The following is a 17594-nucleotide window of genomic DNA, read 5'->3' as shown; positions in this document are numbered from 1 at the left end:
GTGCGGTGCGTCGGAGGGGCCGGATTCGCACCGGCGCGGGACGCCCGGACGGTCCTGCTACGCGAGAACAGCGGCAACCTCCGGGGCGCTGCGGAGAGCGGCGGCGACCCCCTGAGCGCTACCGTCCCCCATACCCAACGGCGGACGGGCGTCCTGCACACGTCTAGGCGTGTTCTCGGTGGGGTGTCGATCCCGAGGGAGCGGAATCGGCTTGCCGGAGGGGTGATTTCGGGTTGCCGAGACAGAGGGGTGAGTTTGCCGGGAGGAGGAGCGCGCGCCGGTCTTGGGGAAACCCCTACGGGGTTTTCCCCCGAAGGACCAGCGCGCACCGGCGCTCCCCTCCGGTGTAGGACCGGCGCGATACCGGCGCGGCAGCGGCGCGCACCGGCGCGAAGGATCAGTTTCGGACGGCTCGGCGAGTGTCTGGGTCGGCAGGTTTGTGTGCCATTCCTGTCGGTCAAAGGAGTTTCCTCTTGGCTCCTATCCAGATGCTCCCGAGCCGTCCACCTGTCAAAGCCTCCTACCTAAAAAGGATCAGCCAATCGCAACCCGAGCGCGGTTGCGTCCGCAAGCGTAAGCAACTGAAAGCAAAGACCATCCCATCAACTTCGGTAAGAACTTCGGAAATCACCATGACGAATCCCACTGAGAACACCCCCGCCGACCCGGCAGAAATCGACCGCCTCCGGGCGCACAGCACGCAGCTTCTCGGCGAGCTGAAAGCGGCGAAAGCGAAGGTGACCAGCCTTCAAGCCCAGCTCGCCACAGCAACAGAAGAGCGGGACGCCGCGCGGCAGGAAGTTCGCACGCTCCGCCTTGCTCCGGCGCGCACCCTCCTTGAGCACGTCGCGCTTCCGGGCACAGCGGACATTGTGGCGAAGATGCTGGAACAGCGCGGCTACACCTTTGACCTGGAGGGGGATGAGATCGTCGTGCGCGATGCCGAGGGCAACCCGGCTACCGTCATTGATCCGAAGTCGCAGAAGGCGCGCGCGGCAAAGCTTGATGCCGCAGACCTGACACTGCTGATGACGGAGGAAGGCAAACCCGAGTCAGAACGCCACCCGCTCGCGCAGACCTTCGCGCGCTTCATCGTCGGCAGCAAGGCAAGCGGCGGCGGCGCAGCAGGAGGCTCGGGCACGACCGCCCCAGCCGCCCCGGCTAAGCCCGCAACGCCTGTACCTGCCCGGCAGTCGTTTGGCCTAAGCTAAGCCCCAGCAACCGCAGGCGTGGCGTCCATGCACTGCGGTTCGCATCTCCCAGCCGGCATCCGGCAACTCAGGTAAGCAGGTCGCTTCCCCGAATCCCATTCCCCTCGTGCACACCCCGTGCGCGACTGATTCGGAGAGCCAATTCATGGCTACGACTCGACTCACTGATGTGGTGGTGCCGGAAGAGTTCACCAGCTACATCGTTCAAAACACAATGGAAAAGACCGCGCTTGTCGAGGCAGGCGTGGCGGTTCGCAACGGTGAAATTGAGGCCCAGCTCACTGCTGGCGCTGATTCGTTCACCGTCCCCAACTGGTTCGACCTCGGCAACGAAGAAGCAGACATCGTCTCTGACGACCCGGCTGTTGATTCCACCCCGCGCAAGCTGGTTGCGGGTCGGCAGGTCATTCGCAAGTCGTTCCTCCACAACTCGTGGAGCGCGATGAATCTTGCGAGTGAGCTGGCGGGCGATGACGCGATCGCACGCATCAGGGAGCGCGCGGCAGCCTACTGGACCCGTCAGCTTCAGCGCCGATTGGTCGCCAGCCTCAACGGCATCCTCGCCGACAACTTGGCGAACGATGCGGGCGATATGGTCTATGGCACGGAAGCTACCGCCTTCGACGCAGTAGCGATCATCAACGCGGCGGCAACGCTGGGCGACTCGATGCGCGACCTGTCGGCAGTGGCGATGCATAGCGATGTTTACGCGGAGGCGTTGCGCAATGACCTGATCGCAACCGAGCGGCAGTCGGACGGCGGCTTCATCCAGACCTTCCGTGGCCTCGCGGTGGTCGTGGATGACGGGATGCCCAAGATCGTCGGCACCGGCACCAGCTACGTCACAGCGCTGTTCGGTGCGCGCGCGGTGGGCTATGGCGTGACGAAGCCTCGGATTGCCGAGGGAACGGAAGTGGAGAACAAGCCCAGCTCCGGCAACGGCGGCGGCCAGCAAATCCTCCACAGCCGCGTGAACCTCGCTGTCCACCCGGCAGGCTTCAGCTACGTGGGCAACCCGGCTGCCGCATCTCCCTCCATCGCGGAGCTGGCGACTGCGGCGAATTGGGATCGCGTGTTTGAGCGCAAGGCCATCCCGCTCGCCTTCCTCCAGCACACGGTGTAAGCCATGACGAAAAAGCTGACCGACGCCGAGAAGGAACGACGACGCCGCGAACGGGCGAAGCAACGTGAAATCACGCCATGCCGGACCAAGGTCACGAAGGCCGACATTGCGAAGGTCCAGCGTTGGGCGAGCGAGTCAGCTTCCAAGGGAGCCATTGCCCGAAGGTTGGGCATGGATCACAAGACGTTCCGGGTTTTGATGGAACAGAACCCGGAGCTTCGCGCCGCGTATGACGAGGGCGTTGAGGCCGAGCATCAAATGCTGGTGTCCGCGTTGAAGCGCCAGCTCGACAAAAGTCCCGTCCCGGCAATCTTCCTGCTCAAGACCCGGCACGGCTACCGCGAAGGCGATCAGTCCGAGCAAGGCAACCGCGTTTCCGTGACCTTCAACCTACCCGGTGCGCAACCGTTGGATGCGTTTCGCCGCGGCACTGTGATCGAGCACAACGCGAGCGGAGGCGGCGATGAGCGCGACGCCGACGCTTGAGTTCAACGACTTCCAGCAACGTGCGCTTGCTGTTCCCGAAGAGCTGGATCTGTTTCTCGGCGGCGGGCGCGGCGGCGGCAAGTCCTATTTGCTGGCGCTGTTGGCGTTGCGCCATGTGGAGCAATACGGCGCGGCTGCACGCATCCTCTACGTCCGCCGTACCTACAAGGGACTTGCTGACGCGGAGCTAATCATGCGCTCGCTGTTCGGCATGGTGTACGGGACAGACGCCCGCTTCAACGCTGCGGAGCATATCTGGCGCTTTCCGAATGGCGGTTACTTGGAGCTGGGGCAGTTGGAGTCGCAATCCGACTATGCCAAGTATCAAGGCCGGTCATTCACACTGCTGCTGATCGATGAGGCGGGCCAGTTCCCTGATCCGTCGCTGCTGGACCTGCTGCGAAGCAACCTGCGCGGGCCGCGCGATGTTCCGATCCGGATGGTTGTTGCGGCGAATCCGGGTGGGCCAGGTCATCACTGGCTCTCCCATCGCTACGTCTTCCGTGGGAAGCCGTGGACAGTGTTCGATGAGCCGAAGAGCGGGCGCGAGTGGGTGTATGGCCCCAGCACGTTCGCCGGAAATAGCTTCATTGACCGCGAGCAGTACCGCGCGCAGCTTCAGTCGGCCTGCCCGGATGACCCGGAGCTGCTACGGGCGTGGCTGGACGGCGATTGGGCGGTCAACCGGGGCGCGTACTTCGCGGGCTGCCTCGATGAAAACCGGAACGTGCTGGACGGCGTGGACGAGGTGCCGTGGGGCTGGCATGCGTACCTCGCCCATGACTTCGGATCGTCGGCCCCGTCCGTGACGTACCTCATGGCGTGCAGCCCCGGCGACACTATTGATGACCGCTACTATCCTCCCGGCTCGCTGCTGGTGCTGGACGAGCTGGCGACGCATCGCCCCGGCAACCTCAACATGGGGACGGGCTGGACGGTGCCGCAGCTCGCTGACGCGATTCATGGCATGTGCCGCCGCTGGGGTGTCTCGCCCTATGGCGTCGCGGATGACGCGATCTTTGCGCGCGGCGGGCACGCGGCTGGCTCCATCGCTGACGAGTTCCGGCTACAGGGCATCTACTTTGAGCCTGCCCGGAAGGCCGATCGCGTGAGCGGGTGGAACCGGATGCGCCGCCTCCTGTCCCATGCCGGGAAGCCGGACCGCCCCGGCCTGTACATCGCGCGCCGCTGCCGCTACTTCTGGGACACAGTGCCGATGCTGGCCCGCGACGCCAAGCGTATCGAGGACGTGGACACGACCGGCCCGGACCACGGGGCGGACGCGATCCGCTACGGGTGCCTGCGGCAGGAATGGGCGACCGAACTCAAGTTCGTCTGGGAGGGGTGATGGGGCCGCTTGCTGTCCCTTGACCGTGCCATGAGAGCGCCAAGCCTGCCGACTGGCAGGCTTTTTTGTGCCTACTCTAGTAGATGCTAACTATAGTATGTCGCAGAGACGTTCGCATCCACAGAAACTCGCGGCATGCAGAACGCACTCCAGAAGGCCATTGGCCAACGCATCCGAAAACTGCGCTTAGAGCAAGGGCTGTCCCAAGAGGAGCTAGCCGCTCGCTGTAAATGCCATCGCACTTACGTCGGGATGGTTGAAAGGGCTGAGAAGAGCATTTCGGTTGCGGCCCTGTCCAAGTTCGCCAAAGCCCTCAAAACGACGATGTCATCGATGCTGGAGGGGCTGTGACCTCCACTGAAGATGCCAAGGTGATCGGTTCCGGCACTCCCGAGTTTGCCGCCCAACTGTTAACTGACTTGTATGTTCGTCTCCGGCGTGATCTCCAACGCTGGGCAATGGTGACGCAGCAAACGCCGCAGCCCCGGATGGGCTACGTCGGCCAGCACTTGGTCAGCGTAGTAACCGGCCATCCTGGCGGCCGCTCTGGGGCCCGAGGGGATGACCTCAAGCTACCCGATGGCAAAGTTGCTGAGATCAAGTGCTGCTATCGCGTCGACCAGCTAGGCAAGTGCCGCCGATGCGGAACTGCCGTAGCCGCCATCGAAAAGATATGTCCGAATGCCGATTGCGGAAGTGATGATCTAGAGCGGATGGATGACTCGAAGTGGCTACTCTCGCCCAGGAGCGAACAGGAGGTAAGGGAACTATTCATTCCAGCCAGCTACTACCTCGTCCTGTTTGAGTTTGCGGACATCGCGCAAGCTGATGACATCGACGTCTGCATCTACGAGGTAGACCCACGTTGCCTTGGCTTTTCCCTGTGCATGATCGATTACTACTTCAACATCCGTCAGAACTCAGCATCAAATGCTCCGTTCAATCTGTGGCCCGACAGCCCTAAGCTGTACATGATGAAACCGCGCTTGATCTATTGGTCAGTGATCAAGCCGGACGACACCATTGTCACCAACGTCTTTCCCGGTCGAGATGAGCCGCAGTTGCAAGCGCTAGGCGACCTCGCGACATACGCCAGCACCAGCACATTTACTGAGGCGGCAATTGATGCTGTAGCTGCTGCTCGCGGGGTAGATTTCTCGACCGTTGCGTTTCCACGTGCTAATGCTCAGCGTCGCCGAAGGAAGCTTGAGTTGCTTCAGATCGAGCGCACTCGGCAAAACTGGTCCGATGATGAGCTTGCGGATGATTTTGCCCGGGCTGTCTACCGCGGCAAACTCGCAGCCTATACGCAATGGACTGACGAGTTTGCTCCTACGCTCTAAGTCAGCTTCCAAACATAGGAGTTTGGTGCTGCACCTGTTCGGCTAGACGCGCGTTGGCCTTTGCCGCCATTTCCGGGTCCAACTCGATGGAGAGCGAACGTCGACCAAGCGCCTTGGCCGCAACAGCGGTGCTACCGGAACCGGCGAATGGGTCGAGCACGACTTGACCGGGGCGACTACTTGCGCGAATAAGGCGCTCAATCAAACGCACCGGCTTCTGCGTTCTGTGGATGCGGTCTTCAGCATAGAAGTCGATATCCTGCCAAACATTGGTCAGGCCCATCTGCGGCTCGAAGACAAAGCCCTTGAGGTCGTCGGGGGCTTTGAAATCCAAAACCTCCTCCAGCCGCTCCCACATCTCAAGCGTAGGCACCTGCGCCAGTATGTTGTCGCCGGTATAGAGAGACCACACACCACCGCCGTTGCTCTTTACGCCAAGGCGAACATTGATCTCTTTTGAGCTAAGCCCAAGCTCTTTGGCTCGTTGCAGCAGACATTGACGAATAGCAGGCTTGGCATCGTAGACAAAGAAGAAGATCGTCTCAGTTGTGTTAGGGAATTGCTTGTAAGTGCTGGTCTTTCGACCGGCCATACTCTTCATGCCCTTATCCACGATGATCTCTTGCCGGAACTCGAAGCCGAGATCAGTGATGTCATGGAAAAGATGCACAAGGTTCCGAAGGTAGCCGAAGAGGTAAACGGATGCGGACCGCTTGCACACACGGGCGATCTCGGAAAACCACGTTTGACACCATCGGCGGTAGTCGTCTTCAGTCCGCCACTTGTAGTCCCAGACTTCTCCGACCACTTTCCAATAAGGTGGATCAAGGATGACCAAGTCTACGCAGCGATCAGGTAGCCGACGAAGTTGAGCAAGACAATCGCCAACCAGAATTTGATCGTATGGAAGCTCATCCGCCCCGAATGGCTCAAGGGGCAAATGCACGACAGAGTCTGTCGTCACCGCCTTCCGTGCGTTCGGTCGGGGCTTGTACTTGCGTGTTGGCTTAGCGAGTTCAGTAGACATGCGGCTAGTTTAAGTGTCACGGCATTGATCGCGACACATCCTGACCGCCTGTTGTCGCAGACAGCGCGACTAGGGGCGGCGCTGGAAGGTCATCACTAGCGCGCGCCTCGGCCTCGCCGGTCGCCCCGGCGCGCTTCCCGGAGCCGCCGCGCGCGGGAGCCGGGGAAAGTTACCGATCCGTTACCGAAGTTCCAAAAACGAAGAAGGCCGCTTGCGCGGCCCTCGTCGTAACTTCCTGATTTAACTCAGGTTTTAGTTGGCGTCCCCACGGGGATTCGAACCCCGGTCGCTACCGTGAAAGGGTAATGTCCTAGGCCTCTAGACGATGGGGACTTGGAACCTGTTGCCCCTCCTGCCGCACGCGGCGAGGAGTTGGTGGAGCCAGCCGGGATCGAACCGGCGACCTCTTGCATGCCATGCAAGCGCTCTCCCAGCTGAGCTATGGCCCCACGAGCTGAGGAGCGGAATTGTAGAGAGGCCCGGCGGAGCGCGCAAGCCTCCGGCGCGAAATTCTTCAGGTTGGCGATCCGCGCCGGGGCGATGCGGCCCGCGACGGCTTGACGGCCTATCCGGCCAGCGGCCGCAGCTGCGGATCCAGCGCCACGCGTTCGTCGAACACGAAGCAGCCACCCTCGTAGCCCAGCCCACCGACCCGCTCGAAGTAGCCGAGGATCCCGCCTTCCAGCTGCAGCACGTTGTCCATGCCGTCCTGGCGCATCCACAGCGCGGCCTTCTCGCAGCGGATGCCGCCGGTGCAGAAGCTGACCACGGTGGCGTCGCGCAGCGCCTCGCGGTGCGGCGCCAGCGCATCGGGCAGTTCGGTGAAGCGCGTGATCGGCAGGGCCAGGGCGCCGGCGAAGGTGCCGTGCGCGACCTCTTCCCGGTTGCGCGTGTCCAGCAGCACCACCGGCCGCCCCGCGTCGTCGCGGCCGCCCTGCCCCAGCCAGCGCGCCAGGGTTTCCGGATCGACCGCCGGCGCGCGTCCGCCCGCGGCCAGCGGCGTGGCCGCCGGGTGCCGGAAGCTGATGATCTCGGCCTTCACCTTGACCTTGAGCCGGGCGAAAGGGACCGCGTCGCTGTGGCTGTACTTGGCCTGCAGACCGTCCATGCCCGGCAGCTGGCGCAGGGCTTCGATGAAGCCGCGCACCGCCGCGTCCTCGCCGGCGAGGAACAGGTTGATACCCTCGCCCGCGACCAGGATCGTGCCCTTCAGTTCGGCGTCGGCAGCGGCTTCGCGCAGGTGGTCGGCCAGGTCGCCGGGAGCGGCGACCGCGGTGAAGTGGTAGGCGGCGACATTGAGCATGCGCCCATTGTAGGCGCCCCGCCCTCGCCGGCCGCGGCCGCGCGGCGGGCCGCAACGCGGCCGTTCAGCGCAGCAGCAGCCAGGGCAAGGCCAGGACCAGGGCGACGATCGCCACGATCGCGAACAGCCGCGGCAGCACGTAGCCTGGCCGGGCGCGCAGCAGTTCGATGAAGGTCTCGCCCTGGTGCAACCCGGCCTGTTCCCTGGCCTGTTCGCGGCGCGCCTGCTGGTAGCCGTCCAGCAGGCGCCGCGCTTCCGGCCAGGCTTCGGCATCGCGCAGCCACAGCCCGCCATGGGAAACGCCCCACGGCCCAGGCCGGGTCTCGTACCAGTCCACCCCGTGCTCAGTGAGCAGGGCGCGGACCTCGTCGGCCTCGTCCTCGGGCACGTTGCGCAGGTTGAACAGCAGCTTGGCCATGGCACGCATGATAGCCGCCGGCCGGCCGCAGCCCGCCATCGGTTACCCTTGCCGCCCCTCGATGGACCCGCCGCCATGCGCCGCCTGCCCGCACTGCTGAGCCTGATCTGCTTCGTCGTCCTGCTCGGCGCCTGCCGGGCCGACCACGGCCCGCCGCCCGGCGGCAGCGTGGCCGCGCTCGAGCGGATCGACACCCGCGCCGGCAGCGGCGCCATCGCCACCAGCGGCAGCGACGTGACCGTGCACTACACCGGCTGGATCTACGACGAACGCGCGCCGGACCAGCGCGGGATGAAGTTCGACAGCTCGCGCGACCGCGGCGAACCGTTCACCTTCCTGCTCGGTGCCGGCCGCGTGATCCGCGGCTGGGACGAGGGCGTGGCCGGGATGAAGGTCGGCGGCCAGCGCACCCTGCTGATTCCGGCCGACCAGGCCTACGGACGCAAGGGCGCCGGCGGCGTGATCCCGCCCGGCGCCTCGCTGGTGTTCGAGGTCGAGCTGCTGGACGTGAAACCGCACTGAGCCGGACATGGCGAACGCATCCACTCCACCGCCGGCGCACCTGCCCGGGCTGGCCGTCGTCGGCGGCGGCCCCGCCGCGCTGATGGCCGCCGAAGTGGCTCGCGCGGCCGGCGTGGAGGTGGGCCTGTTTGAGGCCACGGGGTCGGGCGGGCGCAAATTCCTGATCGCCGGCAAGGGCGGATTGAACCTGACCCATGCCGAACCGATGCCCGGCTTCGCCCGCCGCTATGGCACGCGCGAGGCGGAGGTCGGCGGATGGCTGCACGACTTCGGCCCCGAGGCGCTGCGCCAATGGGCGCGCGGCCTCGGCGTGGACACCTACATCGGCAGTTCGGACCGCGTGTTCCCGCTGGACCGCAAGGCCGCGCCGCTGCTGCGCGGCTGGGTCAGGCGGCTGAAGGAACAGGGCGTGCGCTTCCATGTGCAACACCGCTGGCTCGGCTGGGACGACGCCGGCGCGCTGCGCTTCGACACGCCTGAGGGCGAGCGCCGGCTGCACGCAGGCGCGACCGTGCTCGCGCTGGGCGGCGGCAGCTGGCCGCAACTGGGGTCCGACGGAACATGGGTCGCGGCGCTGCAGGCGCGCGGAATCGACGTCGCGGACCTGCAGCCATCCAACTGCGGCTTCGACATAGGCTGGAGCGCGCACTTCGCCGAACGCCATGCCGGCGCCCCGCTCAAGCCGGTGGTCGCGCACTGGCGCGATGCCGATGGCCGCGAACATGCGCTGCAGGGTGAATGCGTGGCCACCGCCACCGGCATCGAGGGCAGCCTGGTGTATGCGCTGTCGGTGCCGCTGCGCGATGCGATCGCCCGCGACGGCACGACCACGCTGTGGCTGGACCTGATGCCGGGCCGCGACCTGCCCCGGCTGCAGCGCGACCTGGCACGGCCGCGCAACGGCCGCAGCCTGGCCGAGCACCTGCGCCGCCACGCGGGCGTGGAAGGCGTCAAGGCGGCGCTGCTGCGCGAAGTGCTCGACGCGCCCGCGCTGGCCGACATGGATCGTGTCGCCGCCACGCTCAAGCGCCTGCCGCTGCGGCTGCTGCGTCCGCGCCCGCTGGCCGAGGCGATCAGCAGCGGCGGTGGCGTGCGCCTGGAAGCGCTCGACGACGCCACGCTCATGGCCAGCGCCGTGCCCGGCACCTTCTGCGCCGGCGAGATGCTGGATTGGGAGGCACCTACCGGCGGCTACCTGCTCACCGCCTGCTTCGCCAGCGGGCGCCGCGCCGGGCGCGCGGCCGCGGACTGGCTGCACCGGAACGCGGGCTAGAACAGCGGGCTGGCGTCAGTCCGGATTGGCCACGCCGTGCGGCACATGGCCGGCGGCCACGTGCAGGCGGGCGCTGTCGATGTTGTGCGCCGAATCGTCGAAGAAGATGTCCGCGCCGAATGCGGCCAGGAACGGCCCCTTGGCGCGGCCGCCGAGGAACAGCGCCTCGTCCAGGCGCACGCCCCATTCGCGCAGGGTGCGGATCACCCGCTCGTGCGCCGGCGCCGAGCGCGCGGTGACCAGCGCGGTGCGGATCGGCGCGTCCTCGCCGGGTGGGAACAGCGCCTGCATCTCGTGCAGCACCGAGAGGAAGCCGCGGAACGGCCCGCCCGACAGCGGCTCGTGCGCACGCTCGTGCTCGTGCAGCCCGAACGCCCCCACGCCCTGCTCGCGCGAGATCCGCTCGCTCTCGTCGCCGAAGATCACCGCGTCGCCGTCGAAGGCGATCCGCAGCTGGTCGCGCGCCGCGTCGGCCGCGCGCGCCGGCAGGATGGTCGCCGCTGCCACTCCGTGCTGCAGCGAGCGCCGCACCGACTCGGGATTGGCCGAGAGGAACAGGTCGGTACCGAACGGCGCCACGTAGGGCCAGGTCGGCTCACCGGCGGTGAACACCGCGCGGACGATGCCCAGGCCGTGGTGCTGGATCGAATTGAAGATGCGCAGGCCGGTATCGGCGGAGTTGCGCGACAGCAGGATCACCTCGACCTGCGGCGCGCCCGCGGGCAGCCGCCGGTTCAGCGCCAGCAGCTTGCGCACGACCGGGAAGGCGACGCCCGGCTCGAGCACTTCGTCCTCGAGCCGGCGCTGGTACCCGGCATACGCCTCCACGCCCTCGCTCTCGTAGAGCGCATGGCTTTCCTCGAGGTCGAACAGCGCACGCGAAGTCACCGCGACGGTGAGCAGGCGTGTGGTGGTGTCGTCGGTCCGGGTCATGCGGCCATTATCCGGCAACGACGGCCGTGGCGGGCGCGGCGCGCGTCTTCCGGCCGGTGGCTACTGGTCGACCGCGATCCTGGCCGGCACGCCGCGCTGGCGGTCGCGGGTCACCGCGCGCACTTCCAGCACCAGGTGGATCGGCTGCTGCTGTTCCGGCGGCAGGGCCTGCCAGGGGAACTGGTGCTCGGCCCGTCGGCCGTTCGACGGCGACACCAGCACGCCCGCCGGCAGCAGTCCGTCCGGCGGCTCGCCGGACACCCCCCGGTATTCGAAGCCGACCTCGTCCAGGTCGTAGTCGCTGCCGCGCGGCCACCTGATCTCGACCGAGAGGAAGCCCAGCGCATCGCAGCTGGCGCCACCGCCGGCACCGCGGACCACGCTGGCCGATTCGACCTCCGGTGCAGGGACGAGCACGTTGTCGACCAGCACCGAGGTGTCGGCCTGGAACGGCGTCATGTTTCCGGCGAAACCACACGACGCTTCCGCCTGCGCCGGCAAGGCGCACAGAAGCAGCAGAAACCGCAACTTCACGGGACCCCTCCCCTTCCGTTGTAGTCGTCCGACACGGGATTGTTGGAAAGGCCGGGAAGGACTGCCCACTTCACCCGGCCCGCCGCCCCGCATGCGGGCGGGATGGCGGTTTCGTCATACCACGAATTGCTCGCTGAGGATACGTTCCTCGAGGTTGTGCTCGGGGTCGAACAGCAGGGTGACGGTACGGTCGGTGGACTCGCGGATCACCACCTCCACCACGTCGCGGGTCTCGTGCGAATCGGCGGTGACGCTGACCGGGCGCTTGTAGGGATCCAGCCCCTCGAAGCGGATCTCGGGGTCGGCCTTGAGGGTCGCGCCACGCCAGCGGCGCGGGCGGAACGCGGCAATCGGGGTCAGCGCGATGGTGTGCGAGCCCAGCGGCAGGATCGGCCCGTGCGCGGAGAAGTTGTAGGCGGTGCTGCCGGCCGGCGTGGCCACCATCACCCCGTCGCAGATCAGTTCGTCCAGCCGGGTCTGGCCGTTCAGGCCGATGCGGATGTGCGCGGCCTGCCGCGTCTGTCGCAGTAGCGACACCTCGTTGTAGGCCAGCGAACCGGTGCTGCCGCCCGACTCGGTCTGCGCGACCATTTCCAGCGGCCGCAGCTTGGCCGGCTCGGCGCCGGCGATGCGCTCGAGCAGCTGTTCGGCGTTGTAGTGGTTCATCAGGAAGCCGACCGTACCCAGCTTCATCCCGTATACCGGCTTGCCCAGGCCGCCATGCCGGTGGAGGGTCTGCAGCATGAAGCCGTCGCCACCCAGGGAGCAGATCACGTCCGCCTCTTCCGGCGGGTGCTGGCCGTGGCGCGCGACCATGGTCTCCAGCGCCTGCTGGGCGTTGGGCGCGGCACTGGCCAGGAAGGCGATGCGTGGGCTGGCGCTCATCGGGGTCTCCATGCGGACGCCCGCGAGGATACCGCCCCCGGGTTCACGATGTGCGGACGGAGGGATGCCGGCGGTTGGCCGGCATCCCTTTCCACGTCAGCCGCGCGCGGCCAGCTGGCCCAGCTTCTGCACCGCCACCGACAGCGTCGGATAGTCCAGGGTCCGCTGGGTCGACAGTTCGGCCAGCATGCCCAGGGTGAAGCGCAGCGCCGCATCGTCGCGCTGCAGCCAGTGCTGCACCTTCGCATCGGGGTCGGCGCCCGGCTGCGACATCGCGTGGCCGGCCAGCACCCGGTGGTGCGCGGCCAGTTCGTCGCGCATCACCCCGCGGGCGACGGCGTGCCAGCGGCCTTCCACCGCCAGCGCGTCGATCTGCTCGAACAGCCACGGCAGCCCCAGCGCGTCGCCCAGGCGGAAGTGCACGCGCGAGACGTCCACCGGCTTGAGCTTGCGCGAGCGCGCCAGTTCGATGATGTCGAATGCCGGCGCCAGGTACGGCAGCTCGGAGAGCTGCTGGGCCAGCTTCGGCGGCATGCCCTTGTCGCGCCACTCGCGCAGCGCCGCCTCGTAGGCCGGCCGCTGCGAATCGGGCAGCACGCCCGAGGCTTCGCGGATGCCGTGGAACGGCTCGCGGTAGCGCTCCACCGCATTGGTGATGCTCGGCATCGCCCCGGGCCGGTTGAGCAGCCAGCGCACGAACGAGCGCTGCAGGTCCCAGATCACCTGCAGGGCGTCGATCTGCGCGGCCTCCGGCAGCTTGCCGTCGAGCGCGTCGATCTGCGCCCACAGCATCCGCGCGTCCAGGGTCTCGCGGCTGATCGTGTAGGCCTTGGCCACCTCGGCCGGGCTGCGGCCGGTGTCCTCCTGCATGCGCAGCAGGAAGGTCGCGCCCATCCGGTTGATGGTGGCGTTGGTCACCGCGGTGGCGATGATCTCGCGCTTCAGGCGGTGCCGCTCCATCTCGTCGGCGTACTTCTTCTGCAGCGGCACCGGGAAGTAACGCTGCAGTTCCTTGGACAGGTACGGGTCCTCGGGGATGTCCGAATCCAGCAGCTGCTGGAACGCGACCAGCTTGGAGTACGACAGCAGCACCGCCAGCTCCGGCCGGGTCATGCCCTGGCCGCGGGCCTTGCGCGCCGACAGCTCGGCGTCCGACGGCAGGAACTCGATCTGCCGGTCGAGCAGGCCCTGCCCTTCCAGGGTGCGGATGAAGTGCTGCTTGGAACCCAGCCGCTTGGCGCTCATCCGCTCCATCAGGCTGATGGCCTGGTTCTGCCGGTAGTTGTCCAGCAGCACCAGCCGCGCGACCTCGTCGGTCATCGAGGCCAGCAGCTTGTTGCGCGCCGGCAGGGCCAGCTTCTTCTGCGCGACCACGCCGTTGAGCAGGATCTTGATGTTCACCTCGTGGTCGGAGGTGTCCACGCCGGCGGAGTTGTCGATGAAGTCGGTGTTGAGCAGGACGCCGGCGTGCGCGGCCTCGATCCGGCCCAGCTGGGTCATGCCCAGGTTGCCGCCCTCGCCCACGATCCGGCAGCGCATCTGGCCACCGTTGACGCGCAGGCCGTTGTTGGCGCGGTCGCCGACGTCGGAATGCTGCTCGCTGGCGGCCTTGACGTAGGTGCCGATGCCGCCGTTCCAGATCAGGTCCACCGGCGCCTTCAGGATCGCCGACATCAGCTCGTTGGGCGGCAGCGACTTCACCGCCTCGTCCAGGCCCAGCACCGCGCGCACCTGCGGAGTGATCTCGATCGCCTTGGCGCTGCGCGGATGCACGCCGCCGCCCTTGCTGATCAATTTCACGTCGTAGTCGGCCCAGCTCGAGCGCGGCAGCTTGAACAGGCGCTCGCGCTCGGCGAACGAACGCGCCGCGTCCGGATCCGGGTCGAGGAAGATGTGGCGGTGGTCGAACGCGGCCACCAGGCGGATGTGCCTGGACAGCAGCATGCCGTTGCCGAACACATCGCCGGACATGTCGCCGATACCGGCGCAGGTGAAGTCCTCGCTCTGGCAGTCGCGGCCCAGGGCGCGGAAGTGGCGCTTCACCGACTCCCACGCACCGCGGGCGGTGATGCCCATGCCCTTGTGGTCGTAGCCCACCGAGCCGCCCGAAGCGAAGGCGTCGCCCATCCAGAAGCCATGCGCGAGCGCCAGGCCGTTGGCGATGTCGGAGAACGTGGCCGTGCCCTTGTCGGCGGCGACCACCAGGTACGGATCGTCCTGGTCATGGCGGACGACATCGTCCGGTGGCACCATCTTGCCGCCGACGATGTTGTCGGTGATGTCCAGCAGGCCCTGGATGAACAGCTTGTAGCAGGCCACGCCCTCGGCCTGGATCGCATCGCGATCGCCGCCTGCCGGCGGCTGCTTGACGATGAAGCCGCCCTTGGCGCCGACCGGCACGATCACCGTGTTCTTCACCATCTGCGCCTTGACCAGGCCCAGCACCTCGGTGCGGAAATCCTCGCGACGGTCGGACCAGCGCAGGCCGCCGCGGGCGACCGGGCCGAAGCGCAGGTGCACGCCTTCAACGCGCGGGCCGTAGACGAAGATCTCGCGGTACGGGCGCGGCTTGGGCATGTCCGGCACCTGGGCCGGGTCGAACTTGAAGCTGATGCAGTGGCCCGGCTCGCCGCCGGCGCCGACCTGGAAATAGCTGGTGCGCAGGGTCGCATCGATCGCGCCGATGAAGCCGCGCAGGATGCGGTCGTCGTCCAGGTTGCCGACCCGGTCGAGCAGCTTCAGCAGGGCGCCGCGGGCGGCGCCTTCCTGCACGCCGCGGTCCGCGCTGCGCGCGTCGACGACGTCCTGCAGGACCTTGACCACGTTCTCGTCGCCGGCAGCCAGCACGCGCAGCTGCTCGACCAGGCGCTGCTGCCCGGCCAGCACCTCGGCACGCGACTCCTTGCCGGTGGCCGGGTGGAAGCGCGCCTCGAACAGCTCCACCAGCAGCCGCGCCAGCAGCGGGTAGCGGCCCAGGGTTTCCTCGACGTAGTTCTGCGAGAACGGCACGCCGGTCTGCAGCAGGTACTTCCAGTAGCCGCGAAGCAGCGAGACCTGGCGCCAGTCCAGGCCGGCGGCCAGGACCAGGCGGTTGAGGCCGTCGTTCTCGGCCCGGCCGGACCAGGCCGCGGCGAAGGCCTGTTCGAACAGCGGCGCCAGGCGGGCCACGTCGACGTTGCCGCCGGTGGCGGGCTCGACCTCGAAGTCCTGGATGTAGATCGGCTGGCTGCCGCCGTCAGGCAGGCTGGCCTGCAGCCGGTACGGATGCTCGGAGATGACCCGCAGGCCCATGTTCTCCATCAGCGGCAGCACGTCCGACAGCGGGATGTCGTCGTGCTGGCGGTACAGCTTCAGGCGCAGGCCGGCGGTGCCCTCGCGCGCGACCGCGTGCAGGCTCAGGCGCAGGTCGTCCGGGCCGGTGAGCGCGGCGAGCTGCTCGACGTCGTTGGCGGCCAGTTCCGGCGAGATGTCCTCGATGTAGCCGGCCGGGAGCGCGCGCCCGAACACGCTGGCCAGGCGCAGGCCCTCGGCTTCGCCGTGGCGGGCGATCAGCAGTTCGCGCAGGTCGTCCTGCCAGTTGCGCAGCAGGTGCGCCAGGCGCCGCTCGAGCCCGGTGGTGTCCAGTTCGGCGGCGGCACTGCCGCGCGGGCGCACGATCAGGTGCAGCTGGGCCAGCGGCGACTGCCCCAGGACCACGCTGGAATCGACCTGCTCGCCCTGCAGCGCGTCCTTGAGCAGCGTCTCGATGCGCAGGCGCACGTCGGTGTTGAAACGCTCGCGCGGGATGTAGACCAGCGCCGAGAAGAAGCGGCCATAGCGGTCGCGGCGCAGGAACAGGCGGCTGCGCACCCGCTCCTGCAGGCCCAGCACGCCGGTGGCGGTGCGGTACAGCTCGTCCTCACTGGCCTGGAACAGCTCCTCGCGCGGCAGCGTTTCCAGGATGTGGCGCAGCGCCTTGCCGCTGTGGCTGTTCGGCGACAGGCCGCTGCGGCGCATGACGTGCTCGTAGCGCTCGCGCACCAGCGGGATCTCCCAGGGCCGGCGGTTGTAGGCGCTGGAGGTGTACATGCCGAGGAAGCGCTGCTCGCCGGTGATGCTGCCGCTGGCGTCGAACTCGAGCACGCCGATGTAGTCCATGTAGCCCTTGCGGTGGATCCGCGAGCGGCCGGTGGTCTTGGTCAGGACCAGCACGTCGCTGGCGCCGGACTCGTTCAGGCCGTGCGCGGCCAGGGTCTTCACCGGACGCGGCGGCGCGCCGTCGCCGTGGCGCATCAGGCCCAGGCCCGAACCCTCGACCGGCGCCAGCACCGATTCGCCGCCCTGCCTGACCACCTTGTACTCGCGGTAGCCGTAGAGGATGAAATGGTCGTTGGCCGCCCAGCGCAGGAACTCCTGCGCCTCGCGCCGGCCGGTGTCGTCGACCGGCATGCGCCGGGTGGCCAGGTCGTCGGCCAGCACCTGCATGCGCTCGCGCATCTGCGCCCAGTCGCCGACCACGCCGCGGACCTCGGCCAGCACTTCGGCGATGCGCTGTTCGATCCGGCGCATCGCTTCCGGCGGCTGTCGGTCCAGTTCCAGCAGCATCAGCGATTCGGCCTTGCCGTCACCGACCGACAGCAGCTTGCCGGAGGCATCACGGGCGATGCGCACCAGCGGATGGCCGAGCACGTGCACGCCCACGCCCATCTCGGCCAGGGCCATGCTCACCGAATCGACCAGGAACGGCATGTCGTCGTTGACGATCTGCAGCACCGTGTAGGCCGACTCCCAGCCGTTGTCCTTCAGCGTGGGATTGAACACGCGCACGTTGGCGCTGCCGGGCTTGCGCCGGCGCGCGAACTCGAGCATGTCCACGCCGATCGCCGCCCAGGCCTGGGCCGGATGCTGCGGGAACTCGTCGTCTTCCAGGCGGCGGTAGAAATCGGCCAGGAACTCCTGCAGCTCGGCTTGGCGCGCCGCTGGCACCCGCGGGCGCGCGGCGGCGTACACCGCTTCGAGCGTGGTGCGCGCGGCGGACTCGACAGCCTCGGCGGCGACCGCCTTCTTCTGCCTGGCGACGCTGCTGGCGGGAGCGGTCTTGGCCGTGCGTTTGCCGCCTGGTGACGTGGATTTCATGGAACGGGAACTCCGCGGAAGTAGGTGCGCAGATTGTAGCCGCGTACGCAAGCACTTCCTTGCTGCGGCACGG

15 protein-coding genes and 2 tRNA genes are annotated in these 17594 nt (G+C 67.4%); 8 read left to right on the top strand and 9 right to left on the bottom strand.

The window, feature by feature from the left end:
• The first annotated feature begins 632 nt into the window (after positions 1 to 632).
• From CSC64_RS05850 to CSC64_RS05825, 6 genes are all read left to right on the top strand, one after another.
• The gene (locus CSC64_RS05850; protein WP_162434391.1) at positions 633 to 1211 is read left to right on the top strand and encodes a hypothetical protein; all 579 of its coding nucleotides are present in this window, start codon (positions 633 to 635) and stop codon (positions 1209 to 1211) included.
• A 145-nt stretch (positions 1212 to 1356) separates the two neighbouring features.
• Positions 1357 to 2334, top strand: coding sequence for a major capsid protein (locus CSC64_RS05845; protein WP_162434390.1), 978 nt, complete (start codon positions 1357 to 1359; stop codon positions 2332 to 2334).
• Between the two features lie 3 nt (positions 2335 to 2337).
• On the top strand, positions 2338 to 2820 hold the full coding sequence (locus CSC64_RS05840) for a hypothetical protein (protein WP_162434389.1): 483 nt from the start codon (positions 2338 to 2340) through the stop codon (positions 2818 to 2820).
• Complete coding sequence (locus CSC64_RS05835) at positions 2798 to 4168, top strand: phage terminase large subunit (RefSeq protein ID WP_162434388.1); 1371 nt, start codon at positions 2798 to 2800, stop codon at positions 4166 to 4168. The genes CSC64_RS05840 and CSC64_RS05835 overlap by 23 nt, the downstream gene beginning before the upstream one ends.
• Positions 4169 to 4303: 135 nt before the next feature.
• Positions 4304 to 4519 carry a helix-turn-helix domain-containing protein gene (locus tag CSC64_RS05830; protein ID WP_162434387.1) on the top strand — a complete coding sequence of 72 codons (216 nt, stop codon included), beginning with the start codon at positions 4304 to 4306 and terminating at the stop codon, positions 4517 to 4519.
• Complete coding sequence (locus CSC64_RS05825; protein WP_162434386.1) at positions 4516 to 5511, top strand: MamI family restriction endonuclease; 996 nt, start codon at positions 4516 to 4518, stop codon at positions 5509 to 5511. Before CSC64_RS05830 ends, CSC64_RS05825 begins: the two co-directional genes overlap by 4 nt.
• A 1-nt stretch (position 5512) precedes the next feature.
• On the opposite strand, the gene CSC64_RS05820 is transcribed toward CSC64_RS05825, so the two are convergent.
• The 5 genes from CSC64_RS05820 to CSC64_RS05800 all read right to left on the bottom strand — a co-directional run bounded on the left by CSC64_RS05820 (position 5513) and on the right by CSC64_RS05800 (position 8259).
• Positions 5513 to 6538, bottom strand: coding sequence for a DNA-methyltransferase (locus CSC64_RS05820; RefSeq protein ID WP_162434385.1), 1026 nt, complete (start codon positions 6536 to 6538; stop codon positions 5513 to 5515).
• Positions 6539 to 6795: 257 nt separating this feature from the next.
• Positions 6796 to 6871 (bottom strand) — tRNA-Glu (locus tag CSC64_RS05815).
• Between the two features lie 40 nt (positions 6872 to 6911).
• Positions 6912 to 6987: transfer RNA gene (locus tag CSC64_RS05810), tRNA-Ala, on the bottom strand.
• A gap of 116 nt (positions 6988 to 7103) precedes the next feature.
• Positions 7104 to 7841 carry a sulfurtransferase gene (locus CSC64_RS05805; protein WP_162434384.1) on the bottom strand — a complete coding sequence of 246 codons (738 nt, stop codon included), beginning with the start codon at positions 7839 to 7841 and terminating at the stop codon, positions 7104 to 7106.
• A gap of 64 nt (positions 7842 to 7905) precedes the next feature.
• Positions 7906 to 8259 (bottom strand): DUF6164 family protein, encoded by a 354-nt coding sequence (locus CSC64_RS05800; protein ID WP_162434383.1) that lies wholly within the window; start codon positions 8257 to 8259, stop codon positions 7906 to 7908.
• A gap of 75 nt (positions 8260 to 8334) precedes the next feature.
• Between CSC64_RS05800 and CSC64_RS05795 the strand changes: the two genes are divergently transcribed.
• Entirely contained in the window at positions 8335 to 8781 is a 447-nt protein-coding gene (locus CSC64_RS05795; RefSeq protein ID WP_162434382.1) for an FKBP-type peptidyl-prolyl cis-trans isomerase, read from the top strand.
• A gap of 7 nt (positions 8782 to 8788) precedes the next feature.
• Positions 8789 to 10054, top strand: a complete 1266-nt coding sequence (locus CSC64_RS05790) for a TIGR03862 family flavoprotein (protein WP_162434381.1) — start codon at positions 8789 to 8791, stop codon at positions 10052 to 10054.
• Between the two features lie 15 nt (positions 10055 to 10069).
• Here CSC64_RS05790 and CSC64_RS05785 read toward each other — a convergent pair whose 3' ends face one another.
• From CSC64_RS05785 to CSC64_RS05770, 4 genes are all read right to left on the bottom strand, one after another.
• A complete protein-coding gene (locus CSC64_RS05785; RefSeq protein ID WP_162434380.1) occupies positions 10070 to 10987 on the bottom strand; it encodes a 5'-nucleotidase in 918 nt (305 codons plus the stop codon).
• 60 nt (positions 10988 to 11047) lie between these two features.
• The gene (locus CSC64_RS05780) at positions 11048 to 11446 is read right to left on the bottom strand and encodes a hypothetical protein (RefSeq protein ID WP_238389778.1); all 399 of its coding nucleotides are present in this window, start codon (positions 11444 to 11446) and stop codon (positions 11048 to 11050) included.
• A gap of 189 nt (positions 11447 to 11635) precedes the next feature.
• Positions 11636 to 12406 carry an NAD kinase gene (locus CSC64_RS05775; protein ID WP_162434378.1) on the bottom strand — a complete coding sequence of 257 codons (771 nt, stop codon included), beginning with the start codon at positions 12404 to 12406 and terminating at the stop codon, positions 11636 to 11638.
• A 96-nt stretch (positions 12407 to 12502) separates the two neighbouring features.
• A complete protein-coding gene (locus tag CSC64_RS05770) occupies positions 12503 to 17521 on the bottom strand; it encodes an NAD-glutamate dehydrogenase (RefSeq protein ID WP_162434377.1) in 5019 nt (1672 codons plus the stop codon).
• Positions 17522 to 17594 lie beyond the last annotated feature (73 nt).

This window comes from Pseudoxanthomonas koreensis, assembly GCF_010093225.1.
Taxonomy (GTDB): Bacteria; Pseudomonadota; Gammaproteobacteria; order Xanthomonadales; family Xanthomonadaceae; genus Pseudoxanthomonas; species Pseudoxanthomonas koreensis.
The sequence above is the reverse complement of the archived record's forward strand: the minus strand, read 5'-3'. Positions and strand labels throughout refer to the sequence as shown.